General features: G+C 62.2%; 16 protein-coding genes. 2 read left to right on the top strand and 14 right to left on the bottom strand.

Annotation, left to right across the window (positions count from 1 at the left end; all coding sequences use genetic code 11):
• From Q7V20_RS24330 to rimP, 3 genes are all read right to left on the bottom strand, one after another.
• A partial coding sequence (locus Q7V20_RS24330) for a translation initiation factor IF-2 N-terminal domain-containing protein (protein ID WP_370652416.1) occupies positions 1-122 on the bottom strand: 122 nt, incomplete at its 3' end.
• A 55-nt stretch (positions 123-177) separates the two neighbouring features.
• A complete protein-coding gene (gene nusA / locus Q7V20_RS06515; RefSeq protein WP_304788400.1) occupies positions 178-1,653 on the bottom strand; it encodes a transcription termination factor NusA in 1,476 nt (491 codons plus the stop codon).
• Positions 1,650-2,243 carry a ribosome maturation factor RimP gene (gene rimP / locus Q7V20_RS06510; RefSeq protein ID WP_304788398.1) on the bottom strand — a complete coding sequence of 198 codons (594 nt, stop codon included), beginning with the start codon at positions 2,241-2,243 and terminating at the stop codon, positions 1,650-1,652. Before rimP ends, nusA begins: the two co-directional genes overlap by 4 nt.
• Before the next feature lie 240 nt (positions 2,244-2,483).
• Here rimP and fabI point away from each other — a divergent pair, with 240 nt between their 5' ends.
• Both fabI and Q7V20_RS06500 read left to right on the top strand, forming a co-directional pair.
• Positions 2,484-3,275, top strand: a complete 792-nt coding sequence (gene fabI, locus Q7V20_RS06505) for an enoyl-ACP reductase FabI (protein ID WP_304788396.1) — start codon at positions 2,484-2,486, stop codon at positions 3,273-3,275.
• A gap of 58 nt (positions 3,276-3,333) precedes the next feature.
• Positions 3,334-4,995 carry an NAD(P)/FAD-dependent oxidoreductase gene (locus Q7V20_RS06500; RefSeq protein ID WP_304788394.1) on the top strand — a complete coding sequence of 554 codons (1,662 nt, stop codon included), beginning with the start codon at positions 3,334-3,336 and terminating at the stop codon, positions 4,993-4,995.
• On the opposite strand, the gene Q7V20_RS06495 is transcribed toward Q7V20_RS06500, so the two are convergent.
• The 11 genes from Q7V20_RS06495 to Q7V20_RS06445 all read right to left on the bottom strand — a co-directional run bounded on the left by Q7V20_RS06495 (position 4,985) and on the right by Q7V20_RS06445 (position 19,470).
• The gene (locus Q7V20_RS06495) at positions 4,985-6,622 is read right to left on the bottom strand and encodes an ABC transporter ATP-binding protein (protein WP_304788392.1); all 1,638 of its coding nucleotides are present in this window, start codon (positions 6,620-6,622) and stop codon (positions 4,985-4,987) included. The genes Q7V20_RS06500 and Q7V20_RS06495 overlap by 11 nt on opposite strands.
• Positions 6,619-7,683: an ABC transporter permease gene (locus Q7V20_RS06490; protein WP_304788390.1), complete on the bottom strand. Its 1,065-nt coding sequence runs from the start codon at positions 7,681-7,683 to the stop codon at positions 6,619-6,621. The genes Q7V20_RS06495 and Q7V20_RS06490 overlap by 4 nt, the downstream gene beginning before the upstream one ends.
• Complete coding sequence (locus tag Q7V20_RS06485) at positions 7,683-8,723, bottom strand: microcin C ABC transporter permease YejB (RefSeq protein WP_304788388.1); 1,041 nt, start codon at positions 8,721-8,723, stop codon at positions 7,683-7,685. Before Q7V20_RS06485 ends, Q7V20_RS06490 begins: the two co-directional genes overlap by 1 nt.
• Positions 8,724-8,726: 3 nt before the next feature.
• Complete coding sequence (locus Q7V20_RS06480) at positions 8,727-10,544, bottom strand: extracellular solute-binding protein (protein ID WP_304788386.1); 1,818 nt, start codon at positions 10,542-10,544, stop codon at positions 8,727-8,729.
• 28 nt (positions 10,545-10,572) lie between these two features.
• Positions 10,573-12,423: an ABC transporter ATP-binding protein gene (locus Q7V20_RS06475; RefSeq protein WP_304788384.1), complete on the bottom strand. Its 1,851-nt coding sequence runs from the start codon at positions 12,421-12,423 to the stop codon at positions 10,573-10,575.
• 12 nt (positions 12,424-12,435) lie between these two features.
• Positions 12,436-13,893, bottom strand: a complete 1,458-nt coding sequence (locus tag Q7V20_RS06470; RefSeq protein ID WP_304788382.1) for an ABC transporter permease — start codon at positions 13,891-13,893, stop codon at positions 12,436-12,438.
• An 18-nt stretch (positions 13,894-13,911) separates the two neighbouring features.
• A complete protein-coding gene (locus Q7V20_RS06465) occupies positions 13,912-14,895 on the bottom strand; it encodes an ABC transporter permease (RefSeq protein WP_304788380.1) in 984 nt (327 codons plus the stop codon).
• A 16-nt stretch (positions 14,896-14,911) separates the two neighbouring features.
• A complete protein-coding gene (locus Q7V20_RS06460) occupies positions 14,912-17,092 on the bottom strand; it encodes an ABC transporter substrate-binding protein (RefSeq protein ID WP_304788378.1) in 2,181 nt (726 codons plus the stop codon).
• Between the two features lie 19 nt (positions 17,093-17,111).
• Entirely contained in the window at positions 17,112-18,110 is a 999-nt protein-coding gene (locus tag Q7V20_RS06455; protein WP_304788376.1) for an LD-carboxypeptidase, read from the bottom strand.
• A 55-nt stretch (positions 18,111-18,165) separates the two neighbouring features.
• Complete coding sequence (locus Q7V20_RS06450) at positions 18,166-19,038, bottom strand: transglutaminase family protein (protein ID WP_304788374.1); 873 nt, start codon at positions 19,036-19,038, stop codon at positions 18,166-18,168.
• Positions 19,039-19,131: 93 nt separating this feature from the next.
• Entirely contained in the window at positions 19,132-19,470 is a 339-nt protein-coding gene (locus tag Q7V20_RS06445) for a hypothetical protein (RefSeq protein ID WP_300550397.1), read from the bottom strand.
• Between the last annotated feature and the right edge of the window lie 181 nt (positions 19,471-19,651).

Genomic DNA, 19,651 nt, shown 5'->3' with positions numbered 1-19,651 from the left:
GCCTCCGTGAGCACGTCTTCGTGCGAAGCTTTCGGCACGCCCGCTGAATGCAGCTGCTCCAGCAGTGTCGCTGCCGGGCGATTGAGCTCCGCGGCGAGTTGTGCGACGGTGGTCACGGCCATTGTGTTAATCCTTGCGATGTACTTGCTAAATGAGAGGTCGAGGGCGGGCGGATGATCAGGCAAACCAGTGTTCACGAGCTTTCATGATCAAGGCGCGGGCTTGTTCATCGCCCAATTCCGTGATCTCGGTCAGCTCATCGACGGCCAGATCGGCCAGGTCGTCACGGGTGTGAATCCCGGCTTCCGCCAATTTGGTGATCAACTCAGAGGTCAGGCCATCCAGACCCTTGAGATTTTCCGACAAAGTCTCGACTTCTTCTTCCTTGGCGATTTCCATGGTCAGCAGTGAGTCTTTTGCGCGGGTGCGCAACTCATTGACCGTGTCTTCGTCAAACGATTCGATTTCCAACATTTCCTGCAGCGGCACGTAAGCCACTTCTTCAAGGCTGGTGAAGCCTTCGGCGATCAGGATCTCGGCCACTTCCTCGTCCACGTCGAGCTTGTCGACGAAGAGCTTGCGGATGACGTCGGTTTCAACGGCTTGCTTTTGCGCCGATTCTTCCTTGGTCATGATGTTGATGCGCCAGCCCGTCAATTCTGACGCCAGGCGCACGTTCTGGCCACCACGGCCAATGGCGATGGCAAGGTTTTCCTCGTCCACGGCCACGTCCATGGCGTGCTTTTCTTCGTCCACGAAAATGGATTGCACGTTGGCCGGGGCCAACGCACCAATCACAAATTGGGCCGGATCTTCAGACCACAAGACGATGTCGACACGTTCGCCCGCCAATTCGTTGGTCACGGCGGTGACGCGCGAACCGCGCACACCGACGCAGGTGCCGATCGGATCGACGCGCTTGTCGTGCGACAACACGGCGATCTTGGCACGTGAACCCGCGTCACGGGCGCAGCTCTTGATCTCGAGCAGGCCTTGTTCGATCTCGGGCACTTCCTGGCGGAACAGCTCGATCATGAAATCGGGGGCGCTGCGCGACAGCATGATCTGCGGGCCACGCACGGCAGAATCGACACCCAGGATGTAGGCACGGACGCGGTCGGCGGTGCGGAGATTTTCCTTGGGGATCATCTCGCTGCGCTTGAGGCGGCCTTCGACGCGGCCGGACTCGACGATCACGTCGCCCTTGTCCATGCGCTTGACGGTGCCCACGAAGATCTTGTCGCCACGCGACAGGAAGTCGTTCAGCAGCTGCTCGCGCTCGGCGTCGCGGATTTTTTGCAGGATGACTTGCTTGGCAGCTTGCGCGCCAATGCGGCCAATCGGCATGGATTCGATCGACTCTTCGATGTAATCATCGACTTCGATGTCTTCGATCTGCTCCTGGGCTTCGAACAGCAGGATTTCTGCGTCGGGCAGCTGCAGGCCAGCCTCGTTGGGCACAACGTGCCAACGACGGAAAGTTTCGTAGTTGCCATCTTCGCGGTCGACGGCGACACGGATGTCCACCTCGCCGCTGTACAGCTTCTTGGTGGCCGAAGCCAGTGCCGATTCAACAGCTCCAAACACGATGTCACGTTCCACGCTTTTTTCGCGCGAAATCGCATCGACCAACATCAACAATTCGCGGTTCATTTGTTCTGACCTCCGAGATCTTGCGCCTCATCCACGGCTACTTCACCAGCCTCCGGGGTTGCCACCCGGCGGCCTCGCCCTTTGAAGTCCACCACGGGCACGAGTCGTGCGTCGCGGACTTCATCGAGCGTGAAACCCAATGCTTGCTCTACTGCGTTCTTGCCTTCGCCCACCTTGAAGACCAGTTGCCAGGATCCACCCTCAGGAGCGGCTTCACCTTCAGGCAACTCGACTGCCTCAAGAACCCCACGATAGTTCTTGCGTCCCTGGAAGGGGACTTTCAGAGATATCTCGATTTCGACGCCAGCGAAACGTTCGAAATGCGCGGGTGTTCTCAATGGCCGATCCAGACCCGGAGACGAAACCTCCAGACGGCTGTAATCGACATTGACCACTTCCAGCGCATATTGAAGCTGGCGGTTGACCTTTTCACAGTCTTCCACCGTGACGTATTCGCCCGGCAAGTCGTACACACCATCAGGAAGGCGGTCGATGTACACGCGCAACAACCCCTGCGGGGTGCGCTCGCAATCCACCAACTCGTAACCCAAACCAGTCACGGTGCTTTCAACAGCTTTGACCAAACTCATCAACTCTCAATACGCAATCTGGGACCGTCTTGAAACTCTGTTTTTAGACAGAATCAAAGCCGATCAAAAAATGACAAGCGAAAAAAATGGGCTGGAGTCATCCGCCCACCTGACGTAATCAGCGAAGCCGGTATTCTAGCCTCACGCGGACCCGTCAGCAAGGGTTGTGCCCGAAATTACCGCTTCGCCCTTGTGGCATGCCAGAATCCGCGCTGGTTTAGCACTAACACTGGAGACTCCATGGGCTTTCTCGCTGACAAACGTCTGCTGATCACCGGACTGTTGTCCAACCGCTCCATCGCCTACGGCATCGCCAAGGCTTGCCACCGTGAAGGTGCCGAGCTGGCTTTCAGCTATGTGGGCGAACGCTTCAAGGAGCGCACCACCGAGTTTGCCAAGGAGTTTGGCTCCAGCCTGATTTTTGACTGCGACGTGGCCAGTGACGAACAGATCACGGCGATGTTCGCGGATTTGGCCAAAACCTGGCCCACCTTCGACGGATTCGTGCATTCCATCGGTTTTGCACCGAAAGAGGCGATCGCCGGTGACTTCCTGGAAGGCCTGTCACGCGAGTCGTTCCGCATCGCGCACGACATTTCCAGCTACAGCTTTCCAGCCATGGCCAAGGCGGCCCTGCCCTACCTGAACAGCACCGCCGCGCTGTTGACTCTCACGTATTTGGGGTCAGAACGGATTGTGCCCAATTACAACACCATGGGCCTGGCCAAGGCCTCCCTGGAAGCCAGCGTGCGGTACACCGCCGCCAGCCTGAGCCCCAAGGGCATCCGCGTCAACGGCATTTCCGCCGGGCCGATCAAAACCCTGGCGGCATCAGGGATCAAAGGCTTTCGCCAGATCCTGGACGTGGTCGAGCAAAGCGCGCCTTCGCGCCGCAATGTGACCATCGAAGACGTGGGCAATGTGGCGGCTTTCATGATGTCCGACCTGGCGGCGGGCGTGACGGCCGAGATCACCTACGTGGATGGTGGCTTCAGCCACGCCATGAGCGGCATGGGCAACGGCGCGGAGTGATGCCAACCCCGTAAAATGCGCGGTTCTGGCCAATTGCCCTGGCCCACCGACTGCGACCATGCTGCGACTCACCGAACTGCGACTGCCCTTGAACCATGCCGAAGACGCCTTGCGTCCGGCGATCGTGGCCCGCTTGGGCATCAGCGACACCGATCTTGCTGCGTTCACGGTGTTCAAGCGCAGCTACGACGCGCGCAAGAAATCCGCCGTGGTGCTGATTTACACCGTGGATTGCGAGCTGGCCAATGAGTCAGCGGTGCTGGCGCAGTTCAGCGGTGATCCGCATGTGCGGCCCACGCCCGACACCAGTTACCACTTCGTCGGGCACGCGCCTGCCGCTTTCTTTGACGGGCAACGCCCTCGCCCTCTGGTGATCGGCTTTGGCCCCTGCGGCATCTTTGCAGCGCTGATCCTGGCCCAGATGGGGCTGCGCCCGATCGTGCTGGAACGCGGCAAGGAAGTGCGCGAACGCACCAAGGACACCTGGGGCTTGTGGCGGCAGGGTGTGTTGAACCCGGAATCGAACGTGCAGTTCGGCGAAGGCGGTGCGGGCACGTTCTCGGACGGCAAGTTGTGGAGCCAGATCAGCGACCCGCGCCATTTGACGCGCAAAGTGCTGGCCGAGTTTGTGAAGGCTGGCGCACCCGAAGAAATCCTGTTCGTCAGCAAGCCGCACATCGGCACCTTCCGCTTGGTGAGCATGGTCGAGAAGATGCGCGCCGACATCGAAGCGCTGGGCGGTGAGATCCGCTTCCAGCAGCGCGTGACCGACGTGCTGATCGAAGACGGGCACATTCGGGGCGTCACCCTGGCGTCCGGCGAAACGCTTCGATCAGACCATGTCGTGCTGGCGCTCGGACACAGTGCCCGCGACACCTTCACGATGCTGCACGAACGCGGCGTCCACATGGAGGCCAAGCCCTTTTCGATCGGCTACCGCATCGAGCACCCGCAAGGCCTCATTGACCGCGCACGATTTGGCCCGAACGCGGGCAACGAGATCCTGGGGGCCGCCGATTACAAGCTGGTGCACCACGCCAGCAATGGCCGCGCGGTGTACAGCTTTTGCATGTGCCCCGGCGGCACGGTGGTGGCGGCCACGTCCGAGCCGGGCCGCGTGGTGACCAACGGCATGAGCCAGTATTCGCGCAATGAGCGCAATGCGAACGCGGGCATCGTGGTGGGCATTTCGCCTCAGGACTATCGGCAGGATGGTTTGACGGGCGGCCCCGTGAGCCCACTGGACGGCATGGCCTTCCAGCGCTTCTGGGAGTCGCGGGCCTACGAGCTGGGCGGCGGCACCTACGAGGCCCCCGGTCAACTGGTGGGCGACTTCATCAAAGGCAGGCCCAGCAAGACTTTGGGCAGCGTGCAACCCTCGTACAAGCCGGGTGTGCACCTCACCGACCTGGCGCAGCCGGGCCATGGCAGCTTGCCGGACTACGCCCTGGCGGCCATCCGTGAGGCCCTGCCCGCCTTTGAAAAGCAGATCAAAGGCTTCTCAATGCCTGACGCGGTGCTCACCGGGGTGGAGACCCGCACTTCATCACCATTGCGGATCACGCGCGGCAAGGATTTCCAGAGCCTCAACGTCAAAGGCTTGTACCCGGCCGGTGAAGGCGCGGGCTACGCCGGCGGCATCATGTCCGCTGGCGTGGATGGGATTGAGGTGGCAGAGGCCTTGGGCCGCGCAATGTTGGGCAGCAGCCTCAAGCCTTGATCACGTCCCGCGCTGGCACTGCCGCCAGCAAGGCGCGGGTGTAGTCATGGCGCGGCGACTGCAGCACTTGCAGCGCCGGGCCGGACTCGACGATGTCACCGTCTTTCATGACGATGATGTCGTGCGCCATGGCGGCCACCACCTCGACATCGTGGGTGATGAGCAGGTAGCTCAGACCTCGCTCGCGCTGAAGACGTTGCAACAGTGACAGGATCTGCTTCTGGATGGTGACGTCCAGTGCGCTGGTGGGTTCGTCCAGCACCAGGGCCTGAGGCTCGACTACCAAAGCCCGGGCCAATGCCAGGCGCTGACGTTGCCCGCCAGAAAATTCATGGGGATAGCGTTCCAGCAGTTGCGGAAACTGCTCTTCGGTCAAGCCGACATCGGCCAGCGTGGCCAGGGCCTGGGTTCGGCGCTGAGCCTGGCTCAAACCTGGGTGATGGATGGTGAGGCCTTCGGTGACGAGGTCTTCCACCGTCATGCGGGGTGACAGCGAGGAAAAGGGATCCTGGAAGACGACCTGGATGGTCCGCCTGAGAGGTTTGTCGGCCCGCGCATTGAGCTTCCAGCTTTGGCCAGTGACCTGCAGGTGACCTTGGAAAGGCTGCAGGCCCAGGGCGGCCAGGGCCAAGGTGGACTTGCCAGAGCCCGACTCACCAATCACGCCCAAGGTTTGCCCCGGTGCGAGTTGCAGGTCAGCCGATTTGACGGCGACGTACTCGCCATGGCTGAACCAGCCTTTGAAGCCGGGCTTGGGTACGCGGTAGCCCACGCGCAATTGTTTGGCCTGGAGCACAGGCTGTAGCTGTGCGGCGTTGGCCGAAGCCTCGACCACATCGCGGTGCGGCCGACTGTCGAGCAACTTGCGGGTGTAAGGGTGCTGGGGGTTGCCAAACACCTCATCGACCGTGCCCTGCTCCACCAACAGGCCTTTTTCCATCACCGCCACGCGGTCGGCGAAATTGCGCACCAGGTTGAGGTCGTGCGTGATCATCAGCACGGCCATCTGGTGGCTGCGCTGCAGGTCGTTCAGCAAGCCCAGCACCTGTTGACGCAGGGTGACGTCCAGCGCCGTGGTGGGCTCGTCGGCGAGCAAGAGCTTGGGTTGGCAGGCCAAGGCCATCGCAATCATGGCGCGCTGGCGTTGTCCGCCGGACAGTTGATGCGGGTAGGCGCCTGCGCGGCGCTCTGGCTCGGGAATGCCGGTGCTGGCCAACAGGGCCACAGCGCGCTGCCAGGCTTCGCTTTTTGACAGCCCTTCGTGCAGCTCGATCACCTCGGCGATCTGATCGCCAATGGTGAACAGCGGGTTGAGCGCGGTCATGGGCTCCTGGAAGATCACGGCCACGTCGCGGCCGCGCACGCCCCGCAGTTGATGCTCGGTCAGGCCCAGCAATTCGCGAGGGCCATCCGGGGCCACGTCCAACACGGCGGAGCCTTCGATGTGGGCCTGGGGCACCAGCTTGAGCAGGCTGAGCGCGGTGATGGTTTTGCCCGAGCCCGATTCACCCACCAAGGCCAGCTTCTCACCAGGCATCAGATCAAAGCTGACACCCTGCACCACGGTCTTGCTGCCAAAGCGGATGCGCAGGTCGCGCACCGACAGAAGGGGCTTGACGGCGCTCACGATTCCAACTCCTTGCGGGGGTCGAGCGCATCACGCAAGGCATCGCCCATGAAGGTGAGCAGCAACAGCGTGACCACCAGCACCAGGAAGGTCGACAAGGAGATCCACCAGGCATCGAGGTTGTTTTTGCCCTGGGCCAGCAGTTCGCCCAGGCTGGGGGTGTCCGGGGGCACGCCCAGGCCCAGGAAATCCAAGGACGTTAGCGCGAGAATGGCCGCGCTCATGCGGAAGGGCAAAAAGGTGACCACCGGCGTCAGGCTGTTAGGCAGCACATGGCGCCGGATGATTTGCCAGTTGCTCAGGCCCAGGGCGCGCGCCGAGCGAACATAGTCCAGCTGGCGGTTGCGCAAAAATTCGGCCCGCACGTAGTCGGACAAGCCCATCCAGCCAAACAGGCTGAGGAGCACCAGCAACAGCCCCAAGCTGGGGTTGAACATGGCGGCGAAGATGATGAGCAAATACAGCTCGGGCATCGACCCCCAGATCTCAATGAAACGCTGGAAAATCAGATCGGTTTTGCCGCCGTAGAAGCCCTGAAGCGCACCGGCCGCCACCCCCACCACCACGCCAATGGCGGTGAGCGCCAGGGCAAAGCCGATGGACACCCGAAAGCCATAGAGCAGCCGGGCCACGATGTCGCGGCCCCGGTCATCGGTGCCCAGCCAGTTGTCGCCGGATGGCTCGGAGGGGTTGGGCGATTTCGCGAAGTAGTTGATGGTCTTGTGGTGGTAGCGGTTGAGCGGGTAGATGGCGAAATTGCCCGGCGTCTTCTTGAATTGCGCGACGATGAAAGGATCCAGGAAATCGGTGGGGGTGTCGAAGTCACCGCCGAATTCGGTCTCGGGGACGTTGTGGACGATGGGCACGTACCACTGGCCGTTGTAGCGGGCCACCAGCGGCTTGTCGTTGGACAGCAGGTCGGCGAACAGGCACAAAACCAGCAAAGCCGCGAAGATCAGGAAGCTCCAGTAGCCCAGGCGGTGCTGCTTGAAGCGCAGCCAGGCCCGCCGTGATGGCGACAAGGAGACCGGGGATGCCGAGGTGGTTGCGGTGGTAGCCATCAGTCGAACTTCACTCGGGGATCGACCCACACATAGCAAAGGTCGCTGATGAGCTTGGTGACCAGCCCGATCAGCGTGAACAGGTACAAGGTGCCCAAGACCACCGGGTAGTCGCGGCGGATCACCGATTCATAGCCCAGCAAGCCCAGGCCATCGAGCGAGAACAAGGTCTCGATCAAGAGCGAACCAGCGAAGAATGCGCCAATGAAAGCGGCCGGGAAGCCCGTGATGATGGGGATCAGCGCATTGCGGAACACGTGCTTCCACAAGACTTGGCGCTCGCTCAAGCCCTTGGCGCGGGCGGTGAGCACGTATTGCTTGCGGATCTCTTCCAGGAAGGCATTTTTGGTGAGCATGGTGATGACCGCGAAGCTGCCCAGCACGCTGGCAGTGACCGGCAAGGCGATGTGCCAGAGGTAGTCCACCACCTTGCCCGCCAGGCTGAGGTCTTCCCAGCCGGAGGACGTCAAACCGCGCAGGGGGAACCAGGCCAGGAAACTGCCACCGCCAAACAGCACCAGCAGCGCCACGCCCAGCACGAAGCCGGGGATGGCATAGCCCACCAGCACGATCAGGCTGGTGACCATGTCGAAGCGGCTACCGGCCCGCACCGCCTTGGCGATGCCCAAGGGCACCGAGATCAGGTAACTGAGCACGAAGGTCCACAGGCCCAGGGTGATGGAGACCGGCAGCTTTTCCTTGACCAGCTCCCACACGTCCTTGTGGTGGAAAAAACTCTTGCCCAGGTCAAAGCGGGCGAAGGAGGCGAGCATGGTCACATAACGTTCGTGAACTGGCTTGTCAAAGCCATACAGCTTTTTGATCTCTTCGATCTGGGCCGGGTCCACGCCCTGGCGGCCGCGGTAGCCCGCGCCCTGAGACATGGCGCTCTCGCCGCCTTCACCGCGTTGCTTGAGCTGGGAGACCATCTGCTCGACGGGCCCGCCCGGCACGAATTGGATCACCGCGAAGGTGAGTGTCAGCACGCCCAGCAAGGTGGGAATGATGAGCAACAAGCGCTTGATGATGTAGGCCCACATGCGTCATTTCCCCGGTTGGGCCCACCAGGTGGACAAGGCCCAATCTTCGACACGGTAGTACAGCGGCTTGACTTGGGGCTGGGCGAATCGGTGGGCGCGGTAGGCCACGCGGTGCACACCCGAGTACCAGGCTGGCACGTTGTAGTGCTCAAAGCGAAGGACTCGATCGAGCGCGCGCAAGGCAGCGATTTGTCGGGGCCGGTCCACGGCGGTGACCACCTGGTCGAGCAAGGCGTCCACGGCCGGATCCTTGATGCCCACGAAGTTGCTGGAGCCTGGCGTGGCCGCGGCTTTGCTGCCAAAGCGGTCGATCAACTCAGCCCCCGGAGACAAGCTCCCCGGCAGGTTCAAACTGGTCATCTCGAAATCGAAGCTGTCCAGGCGCTTTTGGAACAGGGAGAAATCGATGAGCTTGAACTGCGCCTCGATGCCCAGCTTGCCCAGGTTCTGGATGAAGGGCGTGACGATGCGGCTCATGGACGCGCCCTGCCCGGTGTCGTCCAGGATCTCGATCTGAAATGGATCACCTTTGGCATTGCGCAGGGCGCCATCGCGGTAGGTCCAGCCTGCTTCGGCCAGCAAGGTACGCGCTTTGAGCAGGTTGGCGCGCAGGCTGCCTGGCGGGGTGGTGCTGGGTGGTTGCGGCACCGGTTGCGTGAACACCTCGGGACGCAACTGGCGGCGCAAGGGCTCCAGCAAGGCCAGTTCGTCTGCGCCGGGCAAGGCCTTGGCTTCGAAATCACCCCCGACAAAGTAGCCCCGAACCCGAGAATAGGAGTTGTAGAAGAGCTGCCGGTTCATCCACTCGTAGTCCATGGCCAGGCCGATGGCCTCGCGCACGCGCACATCCTTGAACTTGGCCACTCGGGTGTTGAACAACCAAGACTGCAGGCCGCCAGCATTGCGGTGCTGCAACTCCACCTTGATGAAGTCGCCGTTCTTGAACTTGGCGCCGGTGTAGGCCCGGGCCCATTCGCGCGCGATGTTGGACTGGATGAACTCGAACTCGCCGGCCTTGAAAGCCTCCAGTCGAGCGGTGTTGTCCTTGTAGATCTTGAAGGTGATGCGGTCGAAGTTGTACTGGCCCTTGCGCACATTGAGCTGTTGCGCCCAATAGCCCGGGTCGCGTTGGTAGGTGATGTCCTTGCCGAAATTGACCCGGCCGATGCGGTAGGGCCCGGAGGCGATGGGCATGTCCATGATGATCTGGTCAAAGGGCTTGAGCTTGCCGCCCTCCATGCCCCATTTATGGCTGAACACGGGCACAGAACCCGCCACCAAAGGCAGTTCGGCATTGCGACGCCGAAAGTCGAAACGCACGGTGCGCTGGTCCAGCACCGTCACCCCTTTGATGTCGCCAAAAGCCGATTGGTACACGGGTGAGGCTTCTTTGCTCATCAAGCGGTCGAAGGAGCTTTTGACGTCCAGCGCCAGCACCGGATCTCCGTTGTGAAACCGGGCCAGCGGGTTGAGCTTGAAGGTGGCGGACAGGCCATCTGCTGCAACGGAAACATCTTCGGCGAGCAGGCCGTAACCGGTCGTGGGCTGGTCGAAGGTGCCGGTGAGCAGGGATTCAAACACCAGCTCGCTCAAGCCCGACGGCGCTGTGCCTTTGAGCGTGAAGGGGTTGTACTTGTCGAAGATGCTGACCCGAACCGGGGCCACCAGGGCGATCTCGCCGCCTTTGGGCGCGGTGGGGTTGACGTAGTCGAAGTGGTCAAAGCCCGGCGGGTACTTGATGTCGCCGAACTGCGCGTAAGCATGGGCGGCGTAGGCCCCCGTTGACATGCACCACAGACAAACCAGCCACAAGAATCTCATGCGAATGATTCTGCCATAGGGGATGGGCTCAACATGAGGGGTTGCCCACCAGGCGCGGCACAGCGGCGAGCAAGGTCTGGGTGTAGCTGTCTTGCGGGGTTGTCAGAACCTGATGGCTTGGGCCTGATTCGATAATGCGCCCTCGCCTCATCACGGCCACCTCGTCGGCCAAATACGCCACCACGCCGATGTTGTGCGTGATGAAAAGGTAGGCCAGCCCGCGCTCGGCCTGCAGCTGCTTGAGCAGGTTCAGGATCTGAGCCTGCACGGACACGTCAAGCGCCGAAGTAGGCTCGTCGCAGACCAACACCTTGGGCTCCACGGCCAGGGCACGGGCGATGGCCAGTCGCTGGCGCTGCCCACCCGAAAATTCGTGCGGGAAGCGGCCCAAGGCGTCCTGGCGCAGGCCGACCTGGTCCATCAGCAAGTGCAGTCTTTGCTGTCGCTCAGCGTCCAGCCATTCTGGGCGCAGCGAGCGCAGGCCCTCCTCCAAAATGTCTTGAACACGCAGACGGGGGTTGAGGGAAGCAAAGGGATCCTGGAAAACGATCTGGATGTCGCGGCGAGCCTGGCGCAAGGCCTCGCCTTGCAGCTTGAACAGGTCTTGGCCATTCAGCAGGGCCTGGCCTTTGAGCTGGGCCTTGCCGCGCAGCAACTGCATGATGGCGCGACCCAAGGTGGTCTTGCCGCAGCCCGATTCACCCACCAGGGCCAGCGTTTGCCCGGCGCGCAGGTTCAGTGAAACATCATCGACCGCGGTGAAGGTGGGCTTGGCGCGGGAGAACAGGCCACGCCGGGGCACGTACACCACGCTGAGGTGGCGGATCTCCAGCAGCGGTTCGGTGTTGGGCGCAGATGCGTGAGACGCCATGGCTTGCGGGGCAAGGAGCTGAGCTGATTCAGCGCCAGCCTCTACACCAATGGGGAAGAAGCACCGGACCTCGTGCTGGGCCGAGCCGTGCTCAACGGGCATCAACTCAGGCGCCTCCTCATGGCAGCGAGGTTGCACCCGGTGGCAACGCGGTGCGAACCGGCAGCCTTCAAACTTCTGCCACAAGGGCGGCACATGGCCTTTGATGGCCGCCAACGCATCGCCACGCTTTTGAGCGTCTGGCAGGGCCTTCAGCAACAACTCGGCATAGGGGTGGCATGGCCTTTGAAAGAACAGCTTGGCGGGCGCCACTTCCACGATCTGCCCGGCGTACATCAAGGCCACGCGGTGCGCCATGCCGGACACCACGGCCAGGTCATGGGTGATGAGCAACAACCCCAGGCGGCGCTCGCGCTGCGGGTCCACCAGCAAGTCGAGGATCTGCTTCTGGATGGTGACGTCGAGCGCGGTGGTGGGCTCGTCGGCGACCAGGAAGTCGGGCTCGGCCCCCAAGGCAATGGCGATCATCACGCGCTGCTTCTGGCCGCCGCTGAGCTCGAAAGGATAGCGCTCCATGCAGCGCGCGGGCTCGGGAATGCCCACACGCGTCAACCAATCAATGGCCTTGGCCCGCGCCGCCCGGCCTCGCAAGGCCGTGTGCGTTTGAATCGTTTCAAGGATCTGATCGCCGATCCTCATGACGGGGTTCAGGCTGGTGGCAGGCTCCTGGAAAATCATGGCGACACGGGCACCCCGCACGCGCCGCATGGCCGCCTCGGGCAGGTCGAGCAGGCTGTCCTGGCCCAGCAAGACATCACCGGCGGTGACGCGGGCGTTCTCGGGCAGCAGGCGCATCAGTGCCAGCGCCGTCATGCTTTTGCCGCAGCCTGATTCGCCCACCAGCGCAAAGGTCTCGCCGCGTTCGATCGCCAGGCTCAAGCCGTCAATCGCCTTGACCAGGCCCGCTTCAGCGTCCAGCACCACTTTCAGATCTTGGGTTTGCAACATGTTGGCCAGCCCTCAGCGCGTGGACGAAGCCGGAGGCCGGATGGCCAGGCGCGGGCGGAAGCTGCGGGCGCGTGGATCGAATGCATCGCGAACGCCGTCGGCAAACAGGTTGGCGGCCAACACCACAGTCACCATGAAGCCAAAGGCCGCCGCGAAGCTCCACCACACCACCGGATCGCGGCTCATCTCCTTGCGGGCGAAATTGATCATGCCGCCAAAGCTGTTCATGGAGGGATCAACACCCACACCCACGTAGGACAGCACGGCCTCGTAAAGGATCAGCGATGAAAACTCCAGCACCGTGACGATGAGCATCAGGTGGGCCACATTGGGGAAGATGTGGCGCAGCATGATGCGCGTGTGGCTGACACCAAAGGCATTGGCGGCCTGCACGTAGTCCAGCTCGCGAAGCTTGAGCGTTTCGCCGCGCAGCAGGCGGCACAGGCCCGCCCAGCCCGTCAGGCCCAGCACCGTGCACAGCAGGAACAGCTTGAGGTCGGCCCGCTCGACTGCGGTTTCAAACAAGTCCGGGTGCGTGTCCAGGAAGACTTGAACCATCAGCACGCAGGCCGCGATCAACAACACATTGGGCACCGAGGACAGCACCGTGTACATGTACTGGATGACTTCATCGACCCAGCCGCCAAAGTAGCCCGCCATGATGCCCAGCACCACGGCCAGCGGCAGCGTGGCCACGGTGGCCAACGATCCGATCACGAAGGCGGTTCGGATGCTTTTCAGGGCCTGGTACAGCACGTCATTGCCCGTGGTGTCGGTGCCCAGCACGTGGTACCCGCCCATCAACGAAATGACCGCGCCAATCAGCAAGGCCAGCACGACGATGGTCCACACTGCCGCGCGCCAGGGGATCTCACCTTCATTGCGCCACACACTGGCCAAGGCCTCACCGAGGGTGGATTGGCGGCTGCGCGCCAGGCACGCCAGCAGCAAGCCGACCAGGATGGTGGCCAGCATGGCGCCCTTGAGCAGGCCCAGGCCTGCACGAAGCAGCACATCCTGCCCCCATTGCTGCTCTGGCTTGGTGAGGTGGACACCGCCATGCTTCAACCTGGGCGCCACGCGTTCTGCCCGACCATCGGTCGCCGTCACGGTCTCCTTGGTGAAACTCACATAAGCCAGCGGCCGCGAGTAGGTGACCTCGCGCGAATCGATGAGGCGCGATAGCCCCGCGTCCAACAGCGAGCGCGTGCGCGTGTCGTAAGCCACCAAACCCGCTGGCGCGCCTTCGGCATGCGGCAATGGCAGGCGATAGTGAACGCTGTCGGCCAGCGTCACCAACAGGCACAGCGCCAGGACCAGGGACGAGGCCAAGGCCGGTGCATCGCGGAACACCTTGCGCCAGTTGGCGGACAGGTTCGGGTTGCGCACCACCACCCAGGCATAGGCCAGCAAGGCGATCACCAGCAGCCACACCGCCGCGTCGGTCCAGAGCAAAACAATCTTGGGCATGGTGGTCTCTTTCCTTCCTCAACCCAAGCGCACGCGCGGATCGGCCCAGGTGTAGGCCAGGTCAATCAACACATACGTGGCCACGTACAGCAAGGAGCCCAGGAAGACCATGGTGCGCACCACGGCAAAGTCCTGCTTGGTGATGGCCTCGATCACATAAGCCCCCAGGCCCGGCAAACCGAAGAAGCTTTCGAACACCAGGCTGCCCATGAACACATAAGGCAGGTAGGCACCCGCGCTGGTGATGATGGGGATCAGCGCATTGCGCAGCACGTGCCTGAACAACACCACCGGCTCGGACAGGCCCTTGGCCCGCGCGGTGCGAACATAGTCCTTGCCCATCTCTTCCAGGAACATGACGCGGTACAGCCGGGCCTCCCCGCCCAACCGCGCCACCAGGGACAGCAGCACCGGCAGCACCAGGAATTTGACGGCGTCCAGTCCCGGCATGTAGCCCGAGATGGGCACCAGCTTGAGCACGCGCGAGAACATCAGCTGCCCCACGATCACATAAAACAGGCTGGAGATCGACAGCATGACCACGCACAGCACCACGCCCGCCAGGTCCAGCCGGGTGCGCCTGAACATCACCAGCAGCAAGGCAAAGGCCACGCTGACAATCACCTGCAGGATGAACAAAGGTGCGGCCATCTGCAGGCTCACCCACATGCGCCGCCGCACTTCCAGGCCGATGTCGCCCGCGCTTTCCCCATCGGATCGGCCGAACTTCAAGGTAAACAGGGAGGCCGAGCGCTCCCAGAAGATGGTCTGCGTGGCGCGCTCGGTGCCCGGCTTGGCATCGTTCCAGTACAGCGGCTTGTCGTAACCCCGCTCGATCTTCCAATGGTCGATCACATCCTGCGTGATGTACTTGCCGCCGATGTTCAGACGCGCCATGTCGTCCGGCGTGTTGACGGTGAAGAACAAGAAGAAAGTGAACAGGTTCACCCCCAGCAAGACCAGGGCGGCATACACAAGGCGGCGGATGGCGTAGGACAGCATCGTGGTTCGCCTGGGCTCAGGTCAGGAGGTCGCCGCGCGCGGTCATGCGCTCGCGACGTTTCAGGCTGTGAAGGAGCCATGCCACCACTGCGGCCAGGCCGATCAGCGCCAAGACCACCGGCCACCAGACCGGCTGGTTCCACTGCGCCTGGCGCTGCTGGCGTTCGACCACGTCCAGGCGCAAGTAACGTCCATGATCACGCACCATGAGCGAGGGCTTGGAGTTGTAGACCCAATGCTGAACCGCGGCCGAGGCATGCGGAAAATAGCCGAAGCTCCAGGGCGCATCCTCTTGCGCGATCTTGACCATCTGGTCGATGACCGCCTGCTTCTCGGGGCCATCCGCCATCAGCTTGAGCTTGGAGAACAGCCGGTCATAGACGGGGTTGTCGTAGTTGGCGTAGCTCTCACCATCGGAACGCGTCTTGCCATTGGGGCCATAGAGCAGGAACAGAAAGTTCTCCGCATCGGGGTAGTCGGCCACCCAGCCCTGCCAAAACACCTGGTGCTTGCCTTTGCGCACCTTGTCCTGGAACTGGTTGTTGTCGGTGGCACGCACCTCCAGCTGGATGTCGACCTTGGCAAACTGGCGCACCACCCAGTCGATCTCGACCTTGCGCTCGGGCGTGGGCAGCACATAGAAGTCGTAGTTGAGCACCAGTGGCCGGCCCGTCTTCACATCGCGGCCATCGGGGTAGCCGGCCTCCACCATCAGCTTCTTGGCCTCTTCAATTGAACGCCTCACTGGCTGACCATCCACGATCCGGTGCGTGATGAGGTTGACACCAGCCAGCGTCCCTTCGCGTGAGCCAAAAATGGCTTTGGGCAAAGGCCCCATGGCCGAGATGCCCGCCTTGCTGGGAAAGATCTTGGAGTACTCGTCCCAATCGATGGCGATGGAGATGGCTTGGCGCAATTTGCGGTTGCGGGTTTGCTGCTCGGGCGTCTTGCCATGGCCAATGACGGGGTCCAACATGTTGAAGCCGATCTCGTAGCTGTCCACGCCGTTGAGGCGGTCCAGGCGAAACCCTTTGGCGTCGTACTCGCGGCGAATCTCCTCGGAGTCCTGCTTGGCCACCAGGTAGTCCATGCCGGTGTCGGTGCGCTCGAACACTTCGATGTCATAGTAGCCCTGGCGGAACTTGGCCCGTTGGGGCACGGCCTCGCGCTCCACGGTCGACACCAAGGTGTCGATGAAAGGCGTCTTCTTGCCGCAATCGTCCAGCAAGCCGGCTTCCTTGTCGCCGGGCGCGCCTTCACAAGGGTAAGGCTCGCCTCGGTAGTTGGGATTGCGCTTGAGCACGTGGCGGCGGTCCTTGATGAACTCGACCATCATGTAAGGCCCGGTACCCACTGGCCAGGTGTCCAGGCTCAAGCCCACGGTGGCCATGCCGGGCTGGGCGTAAAACGCATCGGCCTCCCACGGGATGGGCGCCGTGAAGGTCATGGCCATCCAGTAATTCCATTGCGGGTACTTGCCCTTGAGGCGGATGCGCAGCAGGTGCTTTTCAGGTGCAGTGACACCGGCCAGCGGCCATTGCCTGAAATCCAGAAACGGCTTGTCCAGGCTGGCGGGGTCCAGGTGCGCACGCAACTTGGCATCCTCTTGCTTGACCAAAGCCCGGTAGTCTTTCAACCCGATCACGTGCTCGGAAAAGATGCCAAAAATGGGTGTGGTGATGCGCGTGGTGGCGTGCCGCTTGAGCGCGTAGACATAGTCTTCGGCCACCAGTTCGCGCGTGCCCTGGTGCTGAAACTGCAGGGGCGAGAAGCGCGCACCCAGCTCACCAGGCTTCATCGCGTGGTAGCGATGGCGCCCTTGTTCATCGCGCGCAAAACAAGGGTGCGGCTGGAACAAAATGCCTGGCTTGAGGCGGATCTCGTAGACGCTCTCGGCGATTTGATCGCCCGGGGCGTCGCCTGGCAAATCCCGGCCGTTCTTGTCGAGGTAGCGCGGTTGGGAAACGGCCTCGGCCGCCTTGCCAATCAACTCGTAGGGCCGCTTCAGATAGTGGTAACCATAGAGCGGCTCGTAGATCTGGTAGGTGTACGGCGTCTCGGGCGCCCAGTAAGAGGCGGTCGGATCCAAGTGGCGGGGCGAGCTTTCCTTGACCGCCGAGTAGAGGGTGTTCTCCGCCGCGGCACCGGTCTCCCAGGGGCTGTTGTTGCAGCCCGCCAGGCAGAGCACCGCCAGCATCCAGGCCGCCCTCACGGCGTCACCACATCATGAACACATCACGCCCCTGCGCCACCATCTGGGCCTTGCGCCCGATGGGCAGGCATAACTTGGTGGGCACATGGCCAAACGGCAGGCCGGTCAGGATCGGGGTTTTGGTGATGGTGCGCAAATAAGCGACCATGGCCTTGAGGTTGTAGCCCCGGTCCAGCGGCGACTTTCGGAAGTTGGTGAAATCGCCCAGGATGATGGCTTTCTGTTTGTCCAGGATGCCCGCCTGGTGCAATTGCAGCATGGCCCGCTCGACCCGGTAGGGGTGCTCGTTGACATCTTCCAGGAAGAGCAAGCCATCCTTGACCTTGGGAAAATGTGGCGTGCCCAGCAAGGCCTGCACCATGGACAGGTTGCCACCCCACAAACGGCCTGTCACGTCCAGGCCGTCAAAGCCAGCCTCCGTCCGGAAGCCCACGCCTTCGAGCAGGCCGGTCACTGCTTCGACAAAGCATTCCTGAGTGACGTCGTCGCCGCCGTCGGGCAGTTCGTCATCGCCAAAGTCGCCGCAGGCCATGGGGCCCGCCCAGAAGCCGGAAGACACATGGGGGGCCACCTTCATGGGGCCGGTGGCGCCATGGGCCAAGGCGGCCAATTGCAAGGCCGTCATGTCGCTGTGCCCCACCCACGCGGTGCCCTGCTCCACGCTTTGAGCGATCAAGGCCCAGTCGATGCGGTCCAGCACGCGACTCAGACCATAGCCACCCCGGGTGGCCAAGGCCACGCAGGGCGCAGCTTTCGCGATGCGGTGCAAAGCTTGCAGGCGAGTCTCGTCATCCCCGGCAAAGCGCTGGTGCTTGGCCAGCGCCGACTCATCGATCTGCGTTTCGAAACCAAGGGCTTTGAGGCGCTTGGCCGCGCGGCGGACGGCGGGTGCCTTGGCCACAATGCCCGCCGGGCTGAACAAAATCAGCGAATGCGGGTGACCATGATCATGGTGATGGTCGTGCGAATGGGAGTGGTCATGCGGATGGTGCGAATGCGACACGCGGGCCTCACGGAGTCAACGCTGAAAGCCGAGAGTCTACGGGACAGCCACCACCTCACATCGGATGCTCACCCGCCGTCGACAAAGCATCCGTGCGCCGGAATGGCATGAGCCAGGGCGCGCCGGGCTCGGTCAACGCAATGATGCTGATCACTGGAGGCTCCGAGGTGACCATGCCGAAGATGGTTGAAAACGCCACGTCCACCGCATCACGCCCCGTGCCAATGCGCACAAAGCCCATCGGAATGGCGGTGCCAGACGGGTCAAAAATGTACCAACGCCCCCCCACGAACACCTCCACATAAGCGTGGAAATCGGTGGGCCCCAGAGCCGGGTCGGCGCCGTAATCTATGCCGGTGGCAAAGCGTGCTGGCAGGTTGACCGCCCGGCACAGGGCGATCATCAAATGCGCGAAATCACGGCACACACCCACATGCTGGCTCAACGTGTCCAGAGCCGAAGTGCTTGAGTTGGAACTCATCGACGTGAACTTGGTGTGCGCTTGCACCCAGTCGTGGATGGCCTGGGCGCGCACATAACCTTGCCGCAGGTGCCCGAACTCGCGCGTGGCCAGCGCCGTCATCTGGTCTGACTGGCAGTAGCGACTCGGGTAGATGTAAGGCAATACCGCCATGGGCAATTGCGATATGGGCGCTTCGCCCAAGCTGCCCGGCGATGAAAAAACCTGGGCGATGTCGACCGTGGCTTCGTAACGCACCATCATCGGCCCCTGGCCCGCGCGCAAACGCATGAACCGGTTGCCCAGGTGGTCGGTCACGTGCTGCAAGGGCACGGGTTGACTCACGTAGAGGGTTTCCTGCACCACCGTCTGATTGAGGGTGTGGGCCGCGTGCAGATTGAAGATGAAATCAGCCGTGGGGTCCTTGATCTCGTAGTTCAAGGAGATGGAAAACTTCAGCCTGACCATGGCTACCTGCTTTCCATTGAGTCGTTGTCACAGGGAAATCCCGTGATGCATCATAGCCCCTGCAAGCATGACCCATGCCATGCGAAGGAATGGTCAGCTGGGAACGACAATGCGCCTGCGCGGTTTCACCACGACGACCACGGCGGCACGCTCGGCTGCCGTCGGCCCTTGGACCACCGGCACCCTGGGGTGACGAACCACCGCCGAGCGCAATTTGGCCTCGACGCGGCTGCTGTTCAGGGTTTGGCGGATGTCGCCGTTGACCAGCAGGTAGGCGCCCGCGTGATCTTTCGCCAAGGCGCCGATTTCCATGCCACGGCGGATGGTGCCCATGAACGTGAGGTCTTCGCGAGGCATGGCAAATTGCCGCCATCCCTCACCGAGGGTGATCTGGGTGTCGTTGCCGGAGCGCTTCTTGGGTTTCGGATTCATGCTGGTACTTCTGGCGTGGGCTGTATTGTGACCAATTATTCAAATGAGCTGTAAACAAAGGTTAGAAGCCCATGGCCATCGACTGCACATATTGCAATGGGCGAAAATTGGGCACTTTATTTGCACAAGGCAGCAATCCGCATGCCCAGGTAGCGGGGCCCAGTCATGACCTGCCACTGCA

Source organism: Aquabacterium sp., assembly GCF_030652515.1.
In the GTDB taxonomy this organism is placed as follows: Bacteria; Pseudomonadota; Gammaproteobacteria; order Burkholderiales; family Burkholderiaceae_C; genus Aquabacterium.
Note: the sequence above shows the minus strand (reverse complement) of the source record. Positions and strands in the feature narration are given on the sequence as shown.